Here is a 20,876-nt window from a genome sequence, read left to right as displayed (position 1 = left end):
CGCTAGTGAAGGACGTTCAGCCCCCGAAGATCAACCCGCAGGAGGCAACAGGGCGATGACACGGGTGCAGCAGAGGCTCTCCGGAGCGTCAAGATCGCTCTGCATTGCAGGAACCGGAGGCATGTCGGACACTGGTTTGCCCTGCAGGTTTCGCCTCGTTCAGCAGATATCATAAGAAACAGTCAGGATTGAAAGGCAGTGCCGTGAAATATCTTTTGATCTGTGTTGCGCTTTCAATTGCAGCACCTGCATTCGCAGGCGAGCTCCTGTATTTTTCGACAGAAGGCCATCAGTACAAATATTCAAAAAATAAGAACGGTGCCATCCTACATTCTGTGAACCCGGTTTCACGCTTCAAGGGACAAGGCGCCGCGACGGAAATCGTCACCAGAACAGAGACCATATATCTTGGTAAATCATGCGATGCCTCTTCCGAGTTTTTCGGCACAGGCACCTGGGGTTGGGCGAATGGTGGCTTCATCGTCGACTTCCCGACAGGCACAGTGCGCTTCCCGCGCCAGGAGATCGACGTTCCGAACGGTATGCACTGCCAGCTTTGAACCCAGGCAGGAGGCAACAGGGCGATGACACGACACATATCCCTGCTTTTCCTTGCCGCCATCATGGCGCAAGGCCCCTGGCTCCCGGCCGCGCAGGCCGGCGAGGCGGACGTGGTCGCCGCACGGGCGGAGCGGTCGGCGGACGGCACCTGGCGCTTCGAGGTCACCGTCGCCCATGAGGACGAGGGCTGGGATCACTATGCCGACCTGTGGCAGGTGCTGGCGCCGGACGGCACGGTGCTCGGCGAACGAGTGCTGGCCCATCCGCATGTGGACGAACAGCCCTTCACGCGCTCGCTCAACGGGGTGACAATCCCGGACGGGACGGACCGCGTCGAGGTCCGCGCGCGCGACAGCGTCCACGGCTTCGGCGGCCGGAGCGTGAGCGTCCCGCTCGGCCCGGCCGGCGGTCGGGATTGACGGGACCGGACGGCGACAATCTGTGCTACCAGTGGCGCCGGTTGATGCCCCTTGCGGCGCAACCGCTTTCCTCCGATCTCAACCCCGGGATTCGACGCACGATGTATATTGCAGCTGTATTCCTTCTTGCGACCTTGACGCTGGCGAGCGCCGCGAAAGGCTCGCAGCGCACGACGACCTGGCTGGCGCTGGTCTCGTTCGCCGGCGCGATCGCCGTCTATTTTCACCACGCGTCCGACCGGCTTCCGCTGTCCTTTTGAAGGTTTCGATGATGATCTCCCACAAGACCGAGACGTTGCTCAACGCCTTCGCGCTGTTCGGCATTTCAGCCGTGCTGCTGGTCGCTTTCGCCGACCAGCTGATCGGCGGGGAACTGCCCTGCCCGCTGTGCCTGTTGCAAAGGGCCGGCTTTCTCCTGCTGGCCATCGGGCCGGTCCTGAGCGTGGCGCGCGGGCCCCATCCGGCCCATTACGGCGTCACGGTGCTGGCGGGCCTCGTCGGCGCCGGTTTCGCGATGCGCCAGGTCCTGCTGCATATCGAGCCGGGCGATCCGGGCTTCGGCGCGCCGTTCCTGGGACTGCATTTCTACACCTGGGCATTCATCGTTTTCGTGGCGGCGATTGCCGCCAGCGCGGCGATGCTGCTGCTGCGCGATCCGGCACCCGTCCGGGACCATGCCGCAAGGCCGGTGATCGCGGGGGTGTCGGTCGGCGGACTGGCGATCGGCATCATTGTGCTGCTCGCGGCCGCCAATACGGCCAGCACGGTGCTGGAATGCGGGTTCGCGAGCTGTCCTGACGATCCGGTGGTCTACGAGCTGCTCCGCTAGGATCAGCCGGCGGCGATCATGGCGCGCACGCCATCGGCGATGAACTGGATCGAGAGGGCGGCGAGGAGCACGCCGAGAAGCCGCGTGATCACCACCGCGGCGGTGTCGCCCATCAGCCGCTCGATACGGTCGGCGAGCAGGAACGACACGAAGCAGCTGCCGATGATCACCAGAATCACGCCGACAAGGCCGGCGATGGAGAACGTGTCGGCCGCCTGCGAGGAGAGCAGGATGACGGCGCTGATTGCCGCCGGCCCCGCTATCAGCGGGATCGCCAGCGGGAAGACGGCAACGTCATGCAGCTCTTCCTGGTGGGCCACGGCCTTCTCGGCCGTCTCCGACTTGCGCCGGTTGCGCTTCTCGAAAACCATCTCGATGGCGATGATCAGGAGCAGCAGTCCGCCGGCGATCTGGAAGGCCGGCACGGAGATGCCGAGCACGCCGAGGACGCCCTTGCCGGCAAACAGGAAGAGGAAAAGAATGCCGCCGCCGATCAGCGTGGCGCGGATCGCGATGCGCTTGCGCGTCTGCGCCGTGGCCCCGGCCGTGACGGCCAGGAACATCGGCGCCAGACCGACCGGATCGATGGTCACGAACAGTGTCGCGAAGGCATTGACGAGATAGTCCGGCACCATTTCGCAGCCCCCCAAACGACTCGGCTGCCTCCCTTATATCAACGAAAAGGCGCACTGTCGGGCGCGGGCGACCGCCCGCGTCCCCAAGTTTCCCTCACCTCATATTCAAGACATTGTTTTCATGAAGTTTTTTTACCCTCCAAAGAAGTGTCATAATTTGGATGTGAAAGCGAAATCGTCTATAAGACGGGTTCAGATTCAACAAGTGCGAGAGATCCCTTGACAGATCGGGACACGAACGCTCCGTCGGGCGGCCTGCCGTCCGACATCCGGCCGATTTCCATCACCGACGAGATGAAGCGCAGCTATCTCGATTACGCGATGAGCGTGATCGTCAGCCGCGCCCTGCCGGACGTGCGCGACGGGTTGAAGCCGGTGCATCGGCGCATTCTCTATGCGATGCACGAGAGCGGCTACGACTGGAACAAGGCCTACAAGAAGTCGTCCCGCGTCGTCGGCGACGTGATGGGTAAATATCACCCGCATGGCGACAGCGCGATCTACGACGCCCTGGTGCGCATGGCGCAGGACTTCTCGCTGCGGCTGCCGCTGATCGACGGCCAGGGCAATTTCGGCTCCGTCGATGGCGACCCGGCCGCCGCCATGCGTTACACCGAGGTGCGCCTGGAGAAGGTGGCCCACAGCCTGCTTGCCGATATCGACAAGGACACGGTCAACTTCCAGGACAACTACGACAATTCCGAGAGCGAGCCGGTCGTCCTGCCGGCGAAGTTCCCCAACCTCCTGGTCAACGGCGCCGGCGGCATCGCCGTCGGCATGGCGACCAACATTCCGCCGCACAATCTCGGCGAAGTGATCGACGCGGCCATCGCGCTGATGGACAATCCGGCGATGACCACGGCCGAGCTGATGGAGATCGTGCCGGGCCCGGACTTCCCGACCGGCGGCATCATCCTCGGCCGTTCCGGCATCCGCTCCGCCTACGAGGCGGCGCGCGGCTCCATCGTCATGCGCGGCCGGGCCGAGGTGGAGGAGATCCGCAAGGACCGCTACGCCATCATCATCACCGAGATCCCCTACCAGGTGAACAAGGCCTCGATGATCGAGAAGATCGCCGAGCATGTTCGCGAGAAGCGGCTTGAGGGCATCTCGGACATTCGCGACGAGTCGGACCGTTCCGGCATGCGGGTGGTGATCGAGCTGAAGCGCGACGCGGTCGCCGACGTGGTGCTCAACCAGCTCTACCGCTACTCGGCGCTGCAATCGACCTTCGGCGCCAACATGGTCGCGCTGAACGGCGGACGGCCCGAGCAGCTCGGCCTGAAGGACATGCTGAGTGCCTTCATCGCCTTCCGCGAGGAGGTGATCGGCCGGCGCACGCGCTTCCTGCTGAAAAAGGCCCGCGACCGCGCCCATGTGCTGGTCGGTCTCGCCATCGCGGTCGCCAATATCGACGAGGTGATCGCGCTGACCCGCACGGCGCCAGATCCGGCGACGGCCCGCGCCCAGCTGATGGAGCGCCACTGGCCGGCGCGCGACGTGGAGCCGCTGATCCGGCTGATCGACGATCCGCGCCACATGGTCGGCGAGGACGGAACCTACCGGCTCTCCGAGGAGCAGGCGCGCGCCATTCTCGACCTGCGCCTGCAGCGCCTGACGGCGCTCGGCCGCGACGAGATCGCCGACGAGCTCAACAAGATCGGCGAGGAAATCCGCGACTATCTTGACATCTTGCGCTCGCGCGTCCGCATCCTCGACATCATCCGCGAGGAACTGACCTCCGTGCGCGACGAGTTCGCCACGCCGCGTCGCACCGAGATCATGGATGGCGGCGCGGACCTCGAGGACGAGGACCTGATCCAGCGCGAGGAGATGGTCGTCACGGTCAGCCATGCCGGCTATATCAAGCGCGTGCCGCTCGACACCTACCGGGCGCAGCGGCGCGGCGGCAAGGGCCGCTCCGGCATGTCGACCAAGGACGAGGATTTCGTTACCCGCATCTTCGTCGCCAACACGCACACGCCGGTGCTGTTCTTCTCCTCGCGCGGCATTGCCTACAAGATGAAGGTGTGGCGCCTGCCGGTCGGCGGACCGACCTCGCGCGGCAAGGCGCTGGTCAACATGCTGCCGCTGGAACAGGGCGAGCAGATCACCTCGATCATGCCGCTGCCGGAGGACGAGGAGGCCTGGGGCAATCTCGACGTGATGTTCGCGACCCGTCGCGGCACCGTCCGGCGCAACAAGCTCTCCGACTTCGTCCAGATCAACAAGAACGGCAAGATCGCGATGAAGCTCGACGACGGCGACGGCATCGTCGGCGTCTTCACCTGCACCGAGCATGACGACGTGCACCTGACCACCTCGCTGGGGCAGTGCATCCGCTTCCCGGTGACGGGCGTGCGCGTCTTCGCCGGGCGCAATTCCGTCGGCGTTCGCGGTGTCGCGCTGGCCGAGGGGGACGAGGTCATCTCGATGTCGATCCTGCGCCACTTCGACTGCACGGCGGAAGAGCGCGCGGCCTATCTGCGCTGGCGCCGGCTGATGCGCGGCGAGGCGGACGATGCCAATGGCGAGGAGACCGGCGGCGAAACCGGCGACGGCGGCGACGAGCAGATCCAGGCCGGCGAACTGACGCAGGAGCGCTATGCCGCGATGAGCGCGGCCGAGCAGATCATCCTCACCATTTCGGAAAACGGGTACGGCAAGCGGTCCTCCTCCTTCGAGTACCGGGTGACCGGGCGCGGCGGCAAGGGCATCACCGCGATGGCCGTGACCAAGCGCAACGGGCCGCTGGTCGCCTCGTTCCCGGTGGAGGACAGCGACCAGATCATGCTGGTGACCAATGGCGGCCAGTTGATCCGCTGCCCGGTCGACGGGATCCGCATCGCCGGCCGCGCCACACAGGGCGTCACCGTCTTCAACACGGCCGAGGGCGAGGAAGTCGTCTCCGTCGAGCGTGTTTCCGACGAGAATGGCGAGGCGGATGTCGAGGACCTGCCGGGTGTCGACGGCGAGACCGGCGGCGAAGCGGCCGCAGGGGGATCAACCGAAGACGGGCCTGCAAATGACGGGTCTGCAAATGACGGGCCGGAAGACGGTGCCTCCTCCGGGGACGATGGCCCCTCGGACGAGGACTGACGCCGGACCGACCACGGAACGGTACTTGCAAGAAAGGGCGCGGAGAGAGATCTCCGCGCCCTTTTTCCTGTCGTCGGACGGCAGGGCTCAACCGGCCGGCTGCGCGGCTCTTTCCCGGGAGGGCCGCAGACCGACAAGAACCGTCATGCTGAGGACGGCAAGCACGACTGCGGCGAGGCGGAACGCATCGACATAGCCGAACGCCTCGACCGCCGGCTGCATGGCAAGCGGCGAGACGAACTGCCCGAGAAAGATGCTCGTGGTCATGGCGCCGCTCGCCAGTCCGCGCCGCGCCGCCGGCGCGACATCCAGCACGCGGGCGATGAAGCCGGGCAGAACCCAGCCGAACCCGCAACCGGCCAGGGCAACCGTCGCGGCGATGGCGGGAAGCGACGTCGCGGCGGACAGCAGCAGGAAACCCGCTCCCATCACCGCAAAGCCGAAGGCGGGCGTGCCGCCCGGCCCCAGCCGCCGGCGCAGGGCGCCGAAGGCAAAGGCCGCGCATCCGGCCGACAGCGGCACCGCGGCGACGACGAGGCCGGCCGCAACCGGTTCGCCGTGCCCGATCCGTGCCAGATAGAAGGGAACCTGCGTCGGCACCACGTAGAAGAGGACGAACGTGACGCCGGAGAGGAACACGAGGAACGCCAGTTGCAGAACCCATGGGCCGGCGCCCTCTTCTCCCCCGTCCGCGCGGGTCGACGGGACATCACGCGGCGGGCGCGCGGCCGGAATGGCACTCCAGAGGAACGGCAGGTAGAGGAGCCCCACCGCATAGAGCGCGAAGACGAAAAACACGTCCACTCCCGCAAGCCAGCCGGCGAAGATGACGAAGACAAAGCCGCCGAAATTGGTCGCCGCCATCTGGTAGCCCATGAACCGGCCGCGCGCGGCACCCTCGAACAGATCGCCAACCAGAGCGGCCTGCGCGGTCATCACAAGCGCCACCGACAGACCCAGCAGCAGCCGGCTGGCGAGCAGCATCTGCAGGTCCGGCAGCACCAGGCCGGCGCTGCCGGACAGGGCGAAGAGCCCGACCCCGGCAAGCAGAAAGGGGCGGCGTCCGTAGCGGTCGACCGCCATGCCGGCAAATGGCGCAAGGAGCGCCCCCGCCAGAGAGGGCGCGGTGACGAGAAGCCGGGTGAGCAGGGCCGCGTCGGGGGTTCCGGCGAAGGCCGCCTCGATGCCCGGCAGGGCCGGGCTGATCGTGGCGTTGGAAAGGATCGTCAAGGATGCGGCCAGAAGCAGCGCCAGGGCCTGACGGTCGCGCAGAAGGTCCATCATGCGGCCCTCTTTTCGTAAGGCCGCCTTTCGCGCGCGGCATGCAAGGCGTGCCCCCACCAGGCGAGCGACGCGCCGAAGGTCGCGATGGCGGCATCGGCCCTGGTCGCCTCGGCCGCATCCGTCATCTCTCCATCCTCGCCGAACCGGCCGAAGGGCATGGCGAAGCTGACCGTGTCGCGCAGGGTCATCGCGTGCAGCTCGGCAAAGACCGGGCGCAACGTCTCGGACGCACGCAGGCCGCCGGAAACTCCGCCATAGGAGATCAGGCCGACGGGACGGGCCTGCCATTCGGCATGGGCGGCATCGATCAGCGTCTTCAGCGGACCGGGCGCGGGGTGTTTGTATCCCGGTGTGACGACGACGAAGCCGCCGAGGTCGGCGAGCCGCTCGCCCAGGCGGGCGGCGGCCGCCGCATCGCCGGTCTGCAGCGGCAACAGGTCCGGATCGCGCGGGTCGATGCGCCGCAGCGCGAACCCCTGCCCTTCCAGGCGGCGCGCGGCCCAGTTCGTGATCGTGTCGTTGAAGCGTCCGTCGCGGATGCTGCCCTGGACGAGGCCGATCCAAAGTATGGCGGTCATGGCAATCTCCTTGCAATGAGGGTCGATTGCCGGCACCGTAAAGCCTCAACTATAGTTGAGGGCAAGGGTGAAATTTTGAAAAAACGTCAGCAAAATCAAGAGCCGGAAAAATTCCTCACGGTCGGCATGCTGTCGCGGCGCAGCGGCGTGCCGGTTTCCGCCATCCATTTCTATGAGCGAAAAGGGCTGATCCGGTCGGAGCGCGACGCGTCCAACTATCGCCGCTTCCCGCGCTCGGTGCTGCGGGTGCTGGCGGTCATCAGGGTTGGCCAGGGCGCGGGCATCAAGTTGGAGGAGATTCGCGAGCGGCTCGGCGATGCGGCGCAGTCCTCGACGCTGACCGCAAGCGACTGGGCGCGGATCTCGGCCGGCTGGGAGAGCGATCTCAACGCGCGGATCGCGGCGCTGAGCCGGATGCGCGACCGGCTGACCGGCTGCATCGGTTGCGGCTGCCTGTCGATGGCCTCGTGCCCGAGCATCAACCCGGGCGACCGCGCGGCCGGTGACGGGCCCGGCGCCCCCGGCCTCGACGGGCGGATGTGAGGACGTCCGGCGAAAGCCCGGTCCGGGGCCAGACGCGAATACGGGCGTGCTACACCTGTTCGGGCTTCCTCACGGCCAGCGCTTCGATTTCCCGGGCGATGCCTTCCGCAAGGCGAGGAACGAGCCTGTCGGAACCCGCCCGCTGAGCATAGGCACGCAGGCCGAAAATCTCCGACTGAAGCCGGGCAGCCAGGATGTCCGGATCGGCATTCTCGTCGATCTCGCCGGCATCCTTCGATGCCTGAAAGGCGCCGCGAAAGACCGCTTCGGCATCCTTGATCAGGTCCTCGGTCATCTGACGCAGTTTCCGGTCATTTTCAGGCAGTTCGAGAAGGGTCTTCACAAGCATGCAGGCCTTGGAGGGGGGCTCGTCCGTGACAATGCATCCCAACCGGCGCATATGGCTGGCAAGCCCCGCCAGGGGGCTGGGCGCTGCATCCAGCGTTTTCCGCAATTGCCTGCCCGATTCCCTGGAATAGAGATCAAGCGTCTCGGCGAAGAGAGCCTCCTTGGAACCGAATGCTGCGTAAATCGAGCCCGGCCGCAGGTCCAGGACGGTTTCAAGGTCCTTCAGGGACGTCCCCTGAAAGCCTTTGGACCAGAACAGCTCCATGGCCTTCTTCAGGATGTCGTCGCGATCGAAACTCGGCTGTCGTGCCATTTGGTGAAATCCGCCGGATAACTTTTGAGTGAGCGCTCAATTTATAACTTGAACGACCGCTCAAGTAAATATACCTGTCGGCCACAAGTTGAATGATCACTCAAAAAAAGGAAATGCCGATGACCGAGTTCGAAATCCACACGCTCGAATCCGCTCCCGAAGCAAGCCGCGCATCGCTCGAGGGTTCCCGGAAGGCCTTCGGGAGGATTCCCGGCCTGCATGGCGTGATGGCGGAAGCCCCGGCCCTGCTCGAGGGCTACAAGGAGCTGCACCGCCTGTTCGCCGAGGAAACCTCATTCAACAAGGATGAGCTGACGGTGGTCTGGCAGGCAATCAACGTGGAGCATGAGTGCCACTACTGCGTGCCGGCTCACACGGGCATCGCCAAGGCCATGAAGGTCGATGACGACATCACCAATGCGTTGCGCGACGAGACCCCCTTGCCCAATGCGCGACTGGAATCCCTGCGGACCTTCACCTTGCAGGTGGTTCGCCAGCGCGGGGCCGTGTCTGACGACCAGGTTCAGGCGTTCCTGGAGGCCGGATACACCAGACGGCAGATCCTGGAGGTCATCCTCGGCGTCGCCCAGAAGGTGATGTCGAACTACACCAACCACATCGCCAATACCCCTGTCGACAAGCCGATGCAGGCATTCGCCTGGCAGCGCAACGCATCCACCGGTTCCGCCTGACGCCTCACCCGGCGTGGCGGCCGGCAAGCCGGTTGCCGCGAACGACTATGCAAGAATGAAGGGATTTACGCATGCAGACGGGACACGATGCCCGAAACCTTGTTGAGGGGGCGAACGGACGGACCACGGAACTCCTGATGGCGATCTTCCTGGCAGGCGTTGCGGGAGAGGTCGTTCTGGAGGCGATTGCCTGGTTCGTGGCGCCCTCGATCCTCGGCGTTCCGATGCGCCCCTTCCTGCTTGTCGAGGACCTCGGCAGGCAGCTCTTCGGCGCGACCATCCCGACGGAACTGTCCGTGACGGTGCACCTGCTCCTTGGCGCTGTCGTGATGCCTCTGGGCTATGTCGGGTTGAAACGCTGGTCTGGCTGGACGTCCTGGCTGTGGGCGAGTTCGGTCTGGGGCATCATCCTCTGGCTGATCGCGCAGGCGGTCCTTGCGCCCCTCGCCGGCCGGCCGTTCTTCCTCGGGTTCGGCGCCTATAGCTGGGCTTCGCTGGTGGTCCATGTCGTCTATGCGATCGTCGTCGGATACGTGCTCAACGACCTGAAGACGCGATTCAGGACGCGCCCGTGACCGGTCCTTGCCAGAAGTCCGATCACGGCGGAGGCGTTCATTGCAATGTGCGTACAATGAGGTTCGCCGGAAACCCGCGCCAGCATCGGCCCGGATGATTGCCGCGCGATGATGATAAGGCCACACGCAGCCGGCGAGCCCGCCAGACGGCCGCGTGTGGCCCTTGCCTCTTCGGGGAAGCCGTGACCCTGCCGTTCAGGAGGCCGATCGAGCCGTCCCGCCGCCCTCGCTCCCATCAGGGGCGAACACGGAGAACGGGTCCGGCCCCATGGACGGGCACGGTCCTGGCCGTCCCTTCGCTCACCCGCCGAGCGACCCGGTCAGAACGGGATTTCGTCATCCATGTCGCCCGGGCCGCCAAAGCCGCCACCGGAGGCACCACCGCCACCGGAGCTGCCGCCCGAGCCGCCGCCATAACCGCCGCCGCCCGAACCGCCGCCATAGCCGCCACCGGACCCGCCGCCCGAGCCGCCGCCGTAACCGCCGCCGCCGGACGGTCCATCATAACCGCCGCCACCGCCGCCGCCGCCGCCTTCGCCGCGGCCGTCAAGCATGGTCAGCGACGAGTTGAAGCCCTGCAGCACGATCTCGGTCGAATAGCGGTCCTGCCCCGACTGGTCCTGCCACTTGCGGGTCTGCAGCTGACCCTCGACATAGATCTTCGAACCCTTGCGCAGGTAGCTCTCGGCAACCTTGGCGAGACCCTCGTTGAAGATCACCACCCGGTGCCACTCGGTGCGCTCCTTGCGCTCGCCCGAATTGCGGTCCTTCCAGGTCTCCGAGGTCGCCACGCGAAGGTTGACCACGGGGCGTCCGTCCTGCATCCGGCGAACCTCGGGGTCCGCTCCCAGATTGCCCACGAGGATCACCTTGTTGACGCTTCCCGACATCGTCGTCTCCTTAGTTTGCCGGACAGGCCGGCCCTTTTTCTCCGGCCCGGCATGGCCGGCCGTCTCGATCCGTTTCGCCGGGCGGTCCCGGCGCTCATGTCCCTGTCGCCAGGTCGCCCCGGCCGTCCCACCGACCTTAGCCCCGCATGCGCGGCCGGCGAAAGGCCCGCGCCAGGCTAAGACCGGCGACCGCGCGGATTTGGGGGCTTATCCACACATGCCGGGGCGGAACCACCTGCCGACGGCGCGCGGCGCCGGCACCGCCGCCGGTTTCAGCCATCTTGCGGAACCATACATGTTCCTGATATGTTCACGCAATCGGATTCGCCTCCGGACACGTAGAGAGCACCGGGTCATCAACAGGACAAGGCCGGCTGCCGGCCCGTGCATCGGAAAACGGAGTGCCGGCGGTTGCCGCCGCCCGCCGGGAGACCGATATGTGGCTCGGCGCGCGGGAGGCTGCGCGCCCTGAACGGGGTTGCCGGGGAGCGGATCGCGGAAGGGCTCTTGACACGCCGGCTGGCGGGAGCCCGGACGGGACGCACCGGATGGGAACGGGCACGGTCCGACACGGAATCGACGGGGGCCGACGCTTGCCGTAGAAGATCATTGACGGCCTGCCGCGCCATTCACGCCGGGGCGGCAGGCCAAGCAGGAAATCAGTTCGGGCGTTCAGCCCCGCGCCCTCCCGCGCGGGAGGGAATGTCATACGCCACGCGCCGCAAGGCCGTCATCCAGGGACACCGCACGCACATGCCGAAGTCGCGTACGACCTCAACGCCGCCCGCTTCCCCCGCTTCCGCCGCCGACCGGCGGGTGATCAGCGTGCGCGGCGCGCGCGAGCACAATCTGAAGAATGTCGATCTCGACCTGCCGCGCGACTCGCTGATCGTGATGACCGGTCTTTCCGGCTCGGGCAAGTCGTCGCTGGCCTTCGACACGATCTATGCCGAAGGCCAGCGACGCTATGTCGAGAGCCTGTCGGCCTATGCGCGCCAGTTCCTGGAGATGATGCAGAAGCCGGATGTCGACCAGATCGACGGGCTGTCGCCGGCGATCTCCATCGAGCAGAAGACGACCTCGCGCAACCCGCGCTCCACCGTCGGCACGGTGACGGAGATCTACGACTACCTGCGCCTGCTGTTCGCGCGCATCGGCGTGCCCTATTCGCCGGCAACCGGCCTGCCGATCGAGAGCCAGACGGTGAGCCAGATGGTCGACCGCGTGCTGGCGCTGGAGGAAGGCACGCGGCTCTACCTGCTGGCGCCGGTGGTGCGCGGGCGCAAGGGCGAGTACCGCAAGGAACTGGCGGAGCTCATGAAAAAGGGCTTCCAGCGGGTCAAGATCGACGGCGAGTTCCACGAAATCGCCGAGGCCCCGGCGCTCGACAAGAAGCTCAAGCACGACATTGACGTGGTCGTCGACCGGATCGTGGTGCGCGCGGATATCAGCGGGCGCCTCGCGGATTCGCTGGAGACGGCGCTCGGCCTCGCCGACGGGATCGCGATCGCCGAATATGCCGACCGGCCGCTGCCCGAGCGCGACGCGGACGCGGTGCTGCAGAACCGCAACGAGACGCATGAGCGGATCGTCTTTTCGCAGAAATTCGCCTGTCCGGTCTCCGGCTTCACGATTTCCGAGATCGAGCCGCGGCTGTTTTCCTTCAACAACCCCTTCGGCGCCTGCCCGACCTGCGACGGACTGGGCACGACGCTCGCCTTCGAGCCGGACATGGTGGTGCCGGACCAGACGCTGACCCTGCGCGAGGGTGCGGTGCTGCCCTGGGCCAAGACCGGCTCGACCTCTCCCTATTACGCCCAGACGCTGGAAGCGATCTGCCGCCATTTCGATGCGTCGATGGCGACCCCCTGGTCGGAACTGCCGGAGGCGGTGCGCGAGACGATCCTGCACGGCTCGGGCCGGGAGAAGATCGAGTTCACCTATGACGACGGTGTGAGGAGCTACCGCACGGCGAAGACCTTCGAGGGCGTCGTCGGCAATATCGAGCGGCGCTGGCGGGAAACCGACAGCGACTGGGTGCGCGAGGAACTGTCGCGCTACCAGTCCGACCGCCCCTGCCCGGCTTGCGGCGGCTACCGGCTGAAACCCGAGGCACTGTCGGTGAAGATCGCCAAACGGCATGTCGGCGAGATCGCGCAACTGTCCATTCGCGACGCGGCCGAATGGTTCGAGGCGCTGCCGGCGCAACTGACCGACAAGCAGTCTGAAATCGCCCTGCGCATTCTCAAGGAAATCCGCGAGCGGCTGAAATTCCTCAACGATGTCGGGCTCGACTACCTGTCGCTGTCGCGCAATTCCGGCACGCTTTCGGGCGGCGAGAGCCAGCGCATCCGGCTGGCCTCGCAGATCGGTTCGGGGCTGACCGGCGTGCTCTACGTGCTCGACGAGCCTTCGATCGGCCTGCACCAGCGCGACAATGCAAGGCTGCTCGAGACGCTGAAGCACCTGCGCGACCTCGGCAACACGGTGATCGTCGTCGAGCATGACGAGGACGCGGTGCTCACGGCCGATTATGTGGTCGATATCGGCCCGGGCGCCGGCATCCATGGCGGCGAGATCGTCGCCCAGGGCACGCCGGAGGAAATCCTGGCAAGTCCCGCCTCGCTGACCGGGCAGTACCTGTCCGGCGCGATGGCGGTCCCGATGCCGGAGAGCCGGCGCAAGCCGAAGACGCGCCGGCAGATCCACGTGGCGGGCGCGCGCGGCAACAACCTGAAGAATGTCTCGGCCGACATCCCGCTCGGCACCTTCACCTGCGTCACCGGCGTTTCGGGCGGCGGCAAGTCGACCTTCCTGATCGACACGCTCTACAAGGCGGCGGCGCGCCGGCTGAACGGCGCGCGCGATACCCCGGCGCCGCATGACCATATCGACGGGCTGGAACTGCTCGACAAGGTGATCGACATCGACCAGTCGCCGATCGGGCGCACGCCGCGCTCCAACCCGGCCACCTATACGGGCGCCTTCACGCCGATCCGCGACTGGTTCGCCGGGCTGCCGGAGGCAAAGACGCGCGGCTATGCGCCGGGGCGTTTCTCCTTCAACGTCAAGGGCGGGCGCTGCGAGGCCTGCCAGGGCGACGGCGTCATCAAGATCGAGATGCATTTCCTGCCCGATGTCTATGTCACCTGCGATGTCTGCAAGGGCAAGCGCTACAACCGGGAGACGCTTGAGGTCGAGTTCAAGGGCAAGTCGATCGCCGACGTGCTCGACATGACGGTGGAGGAAGGCGCGCGCTTCTTCTCCGCCGTGCCGGCGGTGCGCGACAAGCTGGAGACGCTGGCGCGCGTGGGTCTTGGATATATCAAGGTGGGGCAACAGGCGACGACGCTTTCGGGCGGCGAGGCGCAGCGCGTGAAACTCGCCAAGGAACTGTCCAAGCGCGCGACCGGCCGCACGCTCTATATCCTCGACGAACCGACGACCGGCCTGCATTTTCACGACGTGGCGAAACTGCTGGAAGTGCTGCACGAACTTGTCGACCAGGGCAACACGGTGCTGGTCATCGAGCACAATCTCGAGGTGATCAAGACCGCCGACTGGATCATCGATCTCGGTCCCGAGGGCGGCGACGGCGGCGGCACGATCGTGGCGCAGGGAACGCCCGAGGATGTCGTCGAGGTGGAGGCAAGCTATACCGGCCGCTTCCTCAGGGAGGTGCTGGAGCGGCGGCCGTCGCGGCGCGGCGCGGCGCGCGAGGGCGAACGCATGAGCGCGGCGGAGTAGACGACGGCGCATGTCGCCGGCCGTCCGCCAACGGCGAGATGAACGCGGCGCGGCGGCCAGCACCTTGTCGCGCTGCGCAAGCAGGCTGTGACGCCGCCATTGCGAACTGTTCCCGGCCTGACGCCGCGCCGCCACGTTGCAACTGCCGGCGGCATTCGGCCGTCGACCCCGCCCTCGGGCGCTCACCCCGGGCAAGGCGAAGCGCGCCCCGGGACCCATTCGTTTCCGGAGCGGGCGCGAGGGGATCGGGAAGGCTGCACCGCACTTCACCCCATGAGCAGTGCAGGCGGTGCAGGGCTCCATGCCTGCCGCAACCGCTGAAAGCCGTCACATCTGCCGGGGTTGCCAATGGATCCCGGATCAGGTCCGGGATGACGGCCTGAGAGGGGGCAAGGCAAGAGCACTCCGTCTTGCGTGGTGCCGCCCTGCCCTCGGGCGGTCACCCCGGGGCAAGCGAAGCGCGCCCCGGGACCCATTCGTTGCCAGAGCGGGCGCGAGGGGATCGGGAAGGCTGCACCGCACCCCGCCTCATGAGCGGTGCAGGCGGTGCAGGGCTCCATGCCTGCCGCAACCGCTGAAAGCCGTCACGCATGCCGGGGTTGCCAATGGATCCCGGATCAGGTCCGGGATGACAACCTGAGAGGGGGCAAGGCAAGAGCACTCCGTCTTGCGTGGTGCCGCCCTGCCCTCGGGCGCTCACCCCGCGCAAGGCGAAGCCGCGCCCCGGGACCCATTCGTTGCCAGAGCGGGCGCGAGGGGATCGGGAAGGCTGCACCGCACTTCACCCCATGAGCGGTGCAGGCGGTGCAGGGCTCCATGCCTGCCGCAACCGCTGAAAGCCGTCACATCTGCCGGGGTTGCCAATGGACCCCGGATCAGGTCCGGGATGACACCCGAGAATGCGGCAAGGCCGATGTGCAACGGTTCGGCTGCGGCTGACAGGCGCCGTCATACCTTCCGGGACTGCCGGATCGCGGGCCAGATCCCGGGTGACACCGGAGAATGCGGCAGGCCGGCGTGACATCGGTGACGCGACCGGTTTACGGCCTGCCTCTCTGGCATGAAGGCGAAGGAACCGCCGGTGGCTGCCGCACGCGGGTCTCTCCCTGTCCACAAAATTCGACCGGAAAGCGCTTGTCTCCTGCGTCGGTGACATGTCGCGGACCACGGCTGACGCCGGGTTTCCCGCGGCCTTGCATACGTTGCGAGAGAAACTATTGCTGCGATGCACAATCCGCATGGCTGGCGTGCAGAAATCGCACTTTTTTTCGGGAGCTGAAAAAACTATCTCTTGGTCATCGGATCGGAGCGCTGCCGACGGACAAGCCGGGCAGCCAACTCCCTTTGGACATGCACACAGAGGCTATCATGTTCGACACGCTTGCTCGCACCTACCGCAACTGGCGGACCTATCAGAGCACTGTTTCGGAGCTTTCGCGGCTTTCCACCCGCGAGCTCGACGATCTCGGCATCGCACGCGGCGACATTCGTTTCATCGCCAAGCGCGCCAGCCGTTAACAGTTCACGTTCAAAGAGATAGACCTCCTCCCCTATCTCCTTGACGTGTCCCGGCGGGGCATCCTCCTCCCAGCCCCGTTCGGATATTGCGACGCCCGCCGGTTCTCCTCCCTCCGGCGGGCGTTCGCTTTTCTTGAATTGACGATACGCATGATTCACGCCGCTTCGCAGGCCTCCCGAGGATGACGCGGGCGTGAAACGACCCCGGCGCTTTTCGCAGGGCGGACATGCGAAGACAGCGCGCCACAAACGGCGCGACGCACCCCATATCAGGTTCACCGGAACGATGACGCGATGCAGCATCCGCTGCCTCCGACGGCCGCTCCACCCCCAACACACCGATCTCTAGGAGACACACATGTTCAACACTCTCGTTCGCAAGTACAATTCCTGGCAGAAGTATCGTCAGACCTATGACGAGCTGTCCCGCCTTTCCAATCGCGAACTCAGCGACCTGGGCATCGGCCGGGGCGACATCGACTTCATCGCCCGCAGCCACACCCGCTGAAGGCGTGCGGCGGACCGCCGCACCCTTGAAACAGACAAGACAAAAACGCCGCCCAACGGGCGGCGTTTTGCGTTCATACCACTGATTTTGCAAGCGTTTATCAATTTCATGCTGCTCTGCACAAAAAGCGGGGCTGCTATGCACCATCGGCTCTGGAAATACATCCGAGACTCACCCATATCTATCTCAACGGAGCAAGCGATCCTCCTCCCACGCTTTGCTCCCGTTCCGGCCGGTGATCCTCCTCCCTTCATCGGCCATCGAAAAACGACGCCCACCGGTTCTCCTCCCTCCGGTGGGCGTTCGTTTTTTCGGCCCCGCTTCCTCCTTCCATCGACGATCCCTGCCGGCAGCGACCACGGACAGGCCAATGGCCGGGCGAGCGGCTCGACCGGTCATTCAGGCGTTCATGTCGATTGGAAAACCGGTGCGCCGTGACGGCAGCCGCGGACATCCGGGCCGGACTAGCGCTTTTCCGAAGAACCCAGCATGTCGAGATAGGCCTTCTGCATGTCGCTGATGCGGCCGGCAACGCGGGCATTCGCCTTGAAGGCGGTTTCCGCCTGCATCATGTCGACCATCGCGACCGCCATGTCGGGGGCAAAGCCGATCCGTCCCGAGCCGGTCGGCTGGCCGCTTTCCGGCGAAGCCCCGTCGCCACCGGGCGATGCCGCCGCGACAAGGCTGTTGCCCGCTTCGGCACCGGCCGCGACGATGCGACGGGCGGATGCCTCGAAGCGCTGGCCGGCGGCCTGAAGGCCGGAAAGGGAGATGGACAGGGCGGACATGATCTGCACAGTATCGCCACCCTCTCTTAACGAATCCTGAGTCCCCTTCTTCGCATTCGAGCCAGATCTCCCCAAGCCGTCCCTGTTGTTTCAATCAAGGATTGCATCTCCATGCTTCTGACACTCTCCATCACCGGCCCGTTCTTTGCCGTCATCGCGCTGGGTTTTTTCGCGGCAAAGCGCGGCTGGATGCCGGACGGGGCGGTGCGCAGCCTCAATGTCTTCGTCTTCAACTTCGCCATGCCGGCGCTGGTGATCAGGGCGCTGGCGGGACAGGATATCATTGCCGCATTGACCGGGCCGATGGTGCCGGTCTGGGTGCTGGCGGGGGCTGCGACCTTCGCCATCTCGATGCTGGCGATGCGCATCCTGTGCGGCGGCAGCCTTGCGGAGATGGCCGTGAGCGGCCAGGCCGGCACGATCGGCAATATCGGCTTTCTCGGCCTGCCGCTGATGCTGGCGGCGTTCGGCGACCGGGCGGCGGCACCGATGGCGGTGGTGCTGATCATCGATCTGACCATCTTCATCCCCTTGTGTATCGGCCTGCTGGAATGGGCCTCTGGCAAGGGCGCGAGCTGGAAACTGGTCCTGACGGTGGCGAAGGGCGTCATCTTCAATCCCTTCGTGCTGGCCATCGTCGGCGGCACCCTCCTATCGCTGGCCGGGGGCAAGCTGCCGCAGGCGGGCGACAATCTCCTGAATTTCCTTGGCGACGCGGCGGGGGCAACCGCCCTCTTCTCCCTCGGGGTGCAGCTCGCCGCCCGGCGGGTGGAGGGCGAGGCGCGGGCGATCTCGCTGATGATCGTGCTGAAGCTGTTCCTGCATCCGCTGGCGGTGCTGAGCGCGGCACTGCTGTTCGGTCTCGATCCGTCGCTGACGGCGGTGCTGGTGGTGGTCGCCTCGCTGCCGATCGCGGGCAATGTCTTCGTCGTCGCCGAGCGCTACGGCATCTTCATCCAGCAGCTGTCGGCGGCAATCCTGCTGTCCACCACGGCCGGCGTCGTCACGGTGTCGCTGGCGCTCATGTGGGCGGGAATATGAGGGGGTGACCGCGCTCCGGGGCTGACAGACGGCGGGCACGGTCCCATATTCGGCATCGACATGGCCGGCGCCTCCCGCCGGCCGACACCGCCTGAAGGACATTTCCCATGACCGACGCCGTCGCCTCCGATCGCAACCCGCTGCTTGCCGAATGGAGCGCGCCGTTCGGACTGCCGCCGTTCGCCGACATCGAAACCTGGCACTATGAGCCCGCTTTCGACACGGCGCTCGCGCAGGCGCGGCAAGCCGTCGACGCCATCGCGGCGAACCCGGACGCACCGAGCTTTGCCAACACGATCGAGGCCATGGAGCTCTCGGGCTCCGAACTGACGCGCGTCGCCTCTGTCTTTTTCAACCTCTCGGGTTCGCACACGTCCGACGAGCTTCAACGTATCGAAAGGGAGATGGCGCCCAGGCTTGCCCGCCATTCCAGCGAGACATTGCTCAACCAGGCGCTCTTTGCCCGCGTCGCTGCCCTTTGGGAGAAGCGCGGGGAGCTCGGCCTCGACGAGGAGCAGGCCCGCGTGCTGGAGCGCTACCACCGCATGTTCACCCGCGCGGGAGCGGGACTGGACGATGCGGGGCGGGCCCGCATGGCGGAAATCAGCCAGCGTCTCGCCGTGCTGGGCACGCAGTTCTCGCAGAACGTGCTCGCCGACGAGGCGGGTTACCAGCTGTTGCTGGAGAGCGAGGCCGATCTTGCGGGCCTGCCGCCCTTCCTGCGCCAGGCAGCGGCGGAAGCCGCCAGCGAGCGCGGTCATCCGGGCAAGCATGTGATCACCCTGTCCAGGTCGCTGATCGAGCCGTTCCTGCAGTTCTCGACAAGGCGCGATCTGCGCGAGATCGCCTTCAACGCGTGGAGCGCGCGCGGCGAGGCGGAGGGCGACACCGACAACCGGGCGGTGATCGCCGAGATCCTGACCCTGCGCGATGAACGGGCGAAGCTGCTCGGCTTCGACAGTTTCGCCGCCTACAAGCTGGACGACACGATGGCCGGCACGCCGCAGGCGGTGCGCGAGTTGCTGGAGACCGTGTGGAGCCCGGCGGCGGCGCAGGCGCGAAAGGAGGCCGAGGCACTGCAGCGGCTTGCCACGGAAAACGGCGACAACATCGCCCTCGCCCCGTGGGACTGGCGCTTCTACGCGGAAAAGCTGCGCAGCCGCGACCACGCGCTCGACGAGGCGGAGCTGAAGCCGTATTTCCAGCTGGAGAACATGATCCAGGCGGCCTTCCATACGGCCGGGCGGCTGTTCGGCCTGAGTTTCCGCGAAGTGGAAGGCGTGGCGCTCTACCATCCGGATGTGCGCGCCTTCGAGGTGCTGGACGCGGACGGCGCGCATGTAGGCCTCTTCCTCGGCGACTATTTCAACCGCTCGACCAAGCGCAGCGGTGCCTGGATGAGCGCCTTCCGCCGGCAGGAAAAGCTGGCCGGCAACATCCGCCCGATCATCGTCAACGTGATGAACTTCGCCAAGGCGCCGAAGGGCGAGCCGGCGCTGCTGACCTTCGACGACGCGCGCACGCTGTTCCACGAATTCGGCCACGCGCTGCACGGGCTCCTGTCCGACGTCACCTATCCGATGATCTCCGGCACGTCGGTGTCGCGCGACTTCGTCGAACTGCCCTCGCAGCTCTACGAGCACTGGCTGTCGGAGCCGGAAATCCTGACGCGCTTCGCCCTGCATGTTGAGACCGGCGAGCCGATGCCGGCCGAACTGATGGAACGGGTGCTGGCGGCACGCAATTTCAACCAGGGCTTCGCCACGGTCGAATATCTCGCCTCGGCGCTGTTCGATCTCGACGTGCACACGCGGGAGGCGGGCGGCGCGATTGACGTGGCCGCGCTGGAGCGCGAGACGCTGACCCGCATCGGCATGCCGGGGGAAATCACCATGCGGCACCGGCCGACGCATTTCGCCCATGTGTTTTCCGGCGACGGCTATTCGGCCGGCTATTACAGCTACATGTGGTCGGAAGTGATGGACGCGGACGCCTTCACCGCCTTCGAGGAGACGGGCGACATCTTCAACGCGGAACTTGCCCGGCGGCTGCGCGAGGCGATCTATTCCGCCGGCGGCCGGCAGGACCCGAAGGAGGCCTATGTCGCCTTTCGCGGGGCGCTGCCCGATGCCGGGCCGCTCTTGAAGAAGCGGGGTTTTGCGTAAACTGATCGCGCGAGCAAGGCCCCCGGCAGCCGGCGAAACCTGACGGCGGCGCGAGACCCGCGCCGCCGCATCTTCGTCAGACGAGTTCGACCTTGCCCGTGGCGATGTCGTAGACCGCGCCCACGACCCTAACCTTGCCTGCGGCAACGGCCTCGGCAATGACGGGGCCGGCCGCCTCCAGTTTCTCGACATTGTGCAGGACGTTGGCCCGGGTCGCGGCGGCGAGCGGATCGGCCGGCTTTTCCGACAGTGCCGCCTCGACGCCGGGTTTCAGTGCCTTCACCAGCTCGGGCAGATGGCCGGGCAGCTCGGTGCCGCTCTCGACGACGTTGATTGTCGCCGA

The 20,876-nt window shown here is 66.1% G+C and carries 20 protein-coding genes; 13 read left to right on the top strand and 7 right to left on the bottom strand.

All coding sequences use genetic code 11. From position 1 onward, the window contains the following. Window positions 1–188: 188 nt before the first annotated feature. The 4 genes from ACN0T5_RS15815 (at window position 189) to ACN0T5_RS15800 (ending at window position 1,809) form a co-directional block, all read left to right on the top strand. Entirely contained in the window at window positions 189–560 is a 372-nt protein-coding gene (locus ACN0T5_RS15815) for a hypothetical protein (protein ID WP_417769571.1), read from the top strand. Between the two features lie 24 nt (window positions 561–584). Beyond that, the gene (locus ACN0T5_RS15810) at window positions 585–980 is read left to right on the top strand and encodes a hypothetical protein (RefSeq protein ID WP_417769570.1); all 396 of its coding nucleotides are present in this window, start codon (window positions 585–587) and stop codon (window positions 978–980) included. Window positions 981–1,081: 101 nt separating this feature from the next. Further along, window positions 1,082–1,240, top strand: a complete 159-nt coding sequence (locus ACN0T5_RS15805; RefSeq protein WP_417769569.1) for a DUF5993 family protein — start codon at window positions 1,082–1,084, stop codon at window positions 1,238–1,240. Between the two features lie 8 nt (window positions 1,241–1,248). Next, window positions 1,249–1,809 (top strand): disulfide bond formation protein B, encoded by a 561-nt coding sequence (locus ACN0T5_RS15800; RefSeq protein WP_417769568.1) that lies wholly within the window; start codon window positions 1,249–1,251, stop codon window positions 1,807–1,809. 2 nt (window positions 1,810–1,811) lie between these two features. Here the strand turns inward: ACN0T5_RS15800 and ACN0T5_RS15795 are convergent, their stop codons facing one another. Beyond that, window positions 1,812–2,444 carry a MarC family protein gene (locus ACN0T5_RS15795; RefSeq protein ID WP_417769567.1) on the bottom strand — a complete coding sequence of 211 codons (633 nt, stop codon included), beginning with the start codon at window positions 2,442–2,444 and terminating at the stop codon, window positions 1,812–1,814. Between the two features lie 294 nt (window positions 2,445–2,738). Here ACN0T5_RS15795 and gyrA point away from each other — a divergent pair, with 294 nt between their 5' ends. Further along, a complete protein-coding gene (gene gyrA, locus ACN0T5_RS15790) occupies window positions 2,739–5,543 on the top strand; it encodes a DNA gyrase subunit A (RefSeq protein WP_417769586.1) in 2,805 nt (934 codons plus the stop codon). 87 nt (window positions 5,544–5,630) lie between these two features. On the opposite strand, the gene ACN0T5_RS15785 is transcribed toward gyrA, so the two are convergent. Beyond that, the gene (locus ACN0T5_RS15785) at window positions 5,631–6,827 is read right to left on the bottom strand and encodes an MFS transporter (RefSeq protein WP_417769566.1); all 1,197 of its coding nucleotides are present in this window, start codon (window positions 6,825–6,827) and stop codon (window positions 5,631–5,633) included. After that, window positions 6,824–7,405: an NADPH-dependent FMN reductase gene (locus ACN0T5_RS15780; protein WP_417769565.1), complete on the bottom strand. Its 582-nt coding sequence runs from the start codon at window positions 7,403–7,405 to the stop codon at window positions 6,824–6,826. Before ACN0T5_RS15780 ends, ACN0T5_RS15785 begins: the two co-directional genes overlap by 4 nt. Before the next feature lie 126 nt (window positions 7,406–7,531). Between ACN0T5_RS15780 and soxR the strand changes: the two genes are divergently transcribed. Next, on the top strand, window positions 7,532–7,948 hold the full coding sequence (gene soxR, locus ACN0T5_RS15775) for a redox-sensitive transcriptional activator SoxR (protein ID WP_417769585.1): 417 nt from the start codon (window positions 7,532–7,534) through the stop codon (window positions 7,946–7,948). A 49-nt stretch (window positions 7,949–7,997) separates the two neighbouring features. On the opposite strand, the gene ACN0T5_RS15770 is transcribed toward soxR, so the two are convergent. Then, the gene (locus ACN0T5_RS15770; RefSeq protein ID WP_417769564.1) at window positions 7,998–8,609 is read right to left on the bottom strand and encodes a TetR/AcrR family transcriptional regulator; all 612 of its coding nucleotides are present in this window, start codon (window positions 8,607–8,609) and stop codon (window positions 7,998–8,000) included. A 119-nt stretch (window positions 8,610–8,728) separates the two neighbouring features. Here ACN0T5_RS15770 and ACN0T5_RS15765 point away from each other — a divergent pair, with 119 nt between their 5' ends. Both ACN0T5_RS15765 and ACN0T5_RS15760 read left to right on the top strand, forming a co-directional pair. Next, entirely contained in the window at window positions 8,729–9,301 is a 573-nt protein-coding gene (locus ACN0T5_RS15765; RefSeq protein WP_417769563.1) for a carboxymuconolactone decarboxylase family protein, read from the top strand. A gap of 71 nt (window positions 9,302–9,372) precedes the next feature. Continuing rightward, window positions 9,373–9,876: a hypothetical protein gene (locus ACN0T5_RS15760; protein ID WP_417769562.1), complete on the top strand. Its 504-nt coding sequence runs from the start codon at window positions 9,373–9,375 to the stop codon at window positions 9,874–9,876. A 320-nt stretch (window positions 9,877–10,196) separates the two neighbouring features. Here ACN0T5_RS15760 and ACN0T5_RS15755 read toward each other — a convergent pair whose 3' ends face one another. Further along, window positions 10,197–10,766: a single-stranded DNA-binding protein gene (locus tag ACN0T5_RS15755; RefSeq protein WP_417769561.1), complete on the bottom strand. Its 570-nt coding sequence runs from the start codon at window positions 10,764–10,766 to the stop codon at window positions 10,197–10,199. Between the two features lie 753 nt (window positions 10,767–11,519). Between ACN0T5_RS15755 and uvrA the strand changes: the two genes are divergently transcribed. From uvrA to ACN0T5_RS15740, 3 genes are all read left to right on the top strand, one after another. Next, window positions 11,520–14,513 carry an excinuclease ABC subunit UvrA gene (gene uvrA / locus ACN0T5_RS15750; protein WP_417769584.1) on the top strand — a complete coding sequence of 998 codons (2,994 nt, stop codon included), beginning with the start codon at window positions 11,520–11,522 and terminating at the stop codon, window positions 14,511–14,513. Window positions 14,514–15,881: 1,368 nt separating this feature from the next. Continuing rightward, a complete protein-coding gene (locus ACN0T5_RS15745) occupies window positions 15,882–16,031 on the top strand; it encodes a DUF1127 domain-containing protein (protein ID WP_306027535.1) in 150 nt (49 codons plus the stop codon). Between the two features lie 358 nt (window positions 16,032–16,389). Further along, window positions 16,390–16,539: a DUF1127 domain-containing protein gene (locus ACN0T5_RS15740; RefSeq protein WP_417769560.1), complete on the top strand. Its 150-nt coding sequence runs from the start codon at window positions 16,390–16,392 to the stop codon at window positions 16,537–16,539. Between the two features lie 464 nt (window positions 16,540–17,003). Here ACN0T5_RS15740 and ACN0T5_RS15735 read toward each other — a convergent pair whose 3' ends face one another. Continuing rightward, window positions 17,004–17,327 (bottom strand): hypothetical protein, encoded by a 324-nt coding sequence (locus tag ACN0T5_RS15735; protein ID WP_417769559.1) that lies wholly within the window; start codon window positions 17,325–17,327, stop codon window positions 17,004–17,006. A 111-nt stretch (window positions 17,328–17,438) separates the two neighbouring features. On the opposite strand from ACN0T5_RS15735, the gene ACN0T5_RS15730 reads away from it, so the two are divergent. Beyond that, window positions 17,439–18,368: an AEC family transporter gene (locus ACN0T5_RS15730; RefSeq protein WP_417769558.1), complete on the top strand. Its 930-nt coding sequence runs from the start codon at window positions 17,439–17,441 to the stop codon at window positions 18,366–18,368. Window positions 18,369–18,475: 107 nt separating this feature from the next. Next, window positions 18,476–20,533 carry a M3 family metallopeptidase gene (locus ACN0T5_RS15725; RefSeq protein ID WP_417769557.1) on the top strand — a complete coding sequence of 686 codons (2,058 nt, stop codon included), beginning with the start codon at window positions 18,476–18,478 and terminating at the stop codon, window positions 20,531–20,533. A gap of 76 nt (window positions 20,534–20,609) precedes the next feature. On the opposite strand, the gene ACN0T5_RS15720 is transcribed toward ACN0T5_RS15725, so the two are convergent. Then, a partial coding sequence (locus tag ACN0T5_RS15720; RefSeq protein ID WP_417769556.1) for a carbonic anhydrase occupies window positions 20,610–20,876 on the bottom strand: 267 nt, incomplete at its 5' end.

Origin of the sequence: Stappia sp., assembly GCF_048261845.1 — a bacterium.
In the GTDB taxonomy this organism is placed as follows: Bacteria; Pseudomonadota; Alphaproteobacteria; order Rhizobiales; family Stappiaceae; genus Stappia.
Note: the sequence above shows the minus strand (reverse complement) of the source record. Positions and strands in the feature narration are given on the sequence as shown.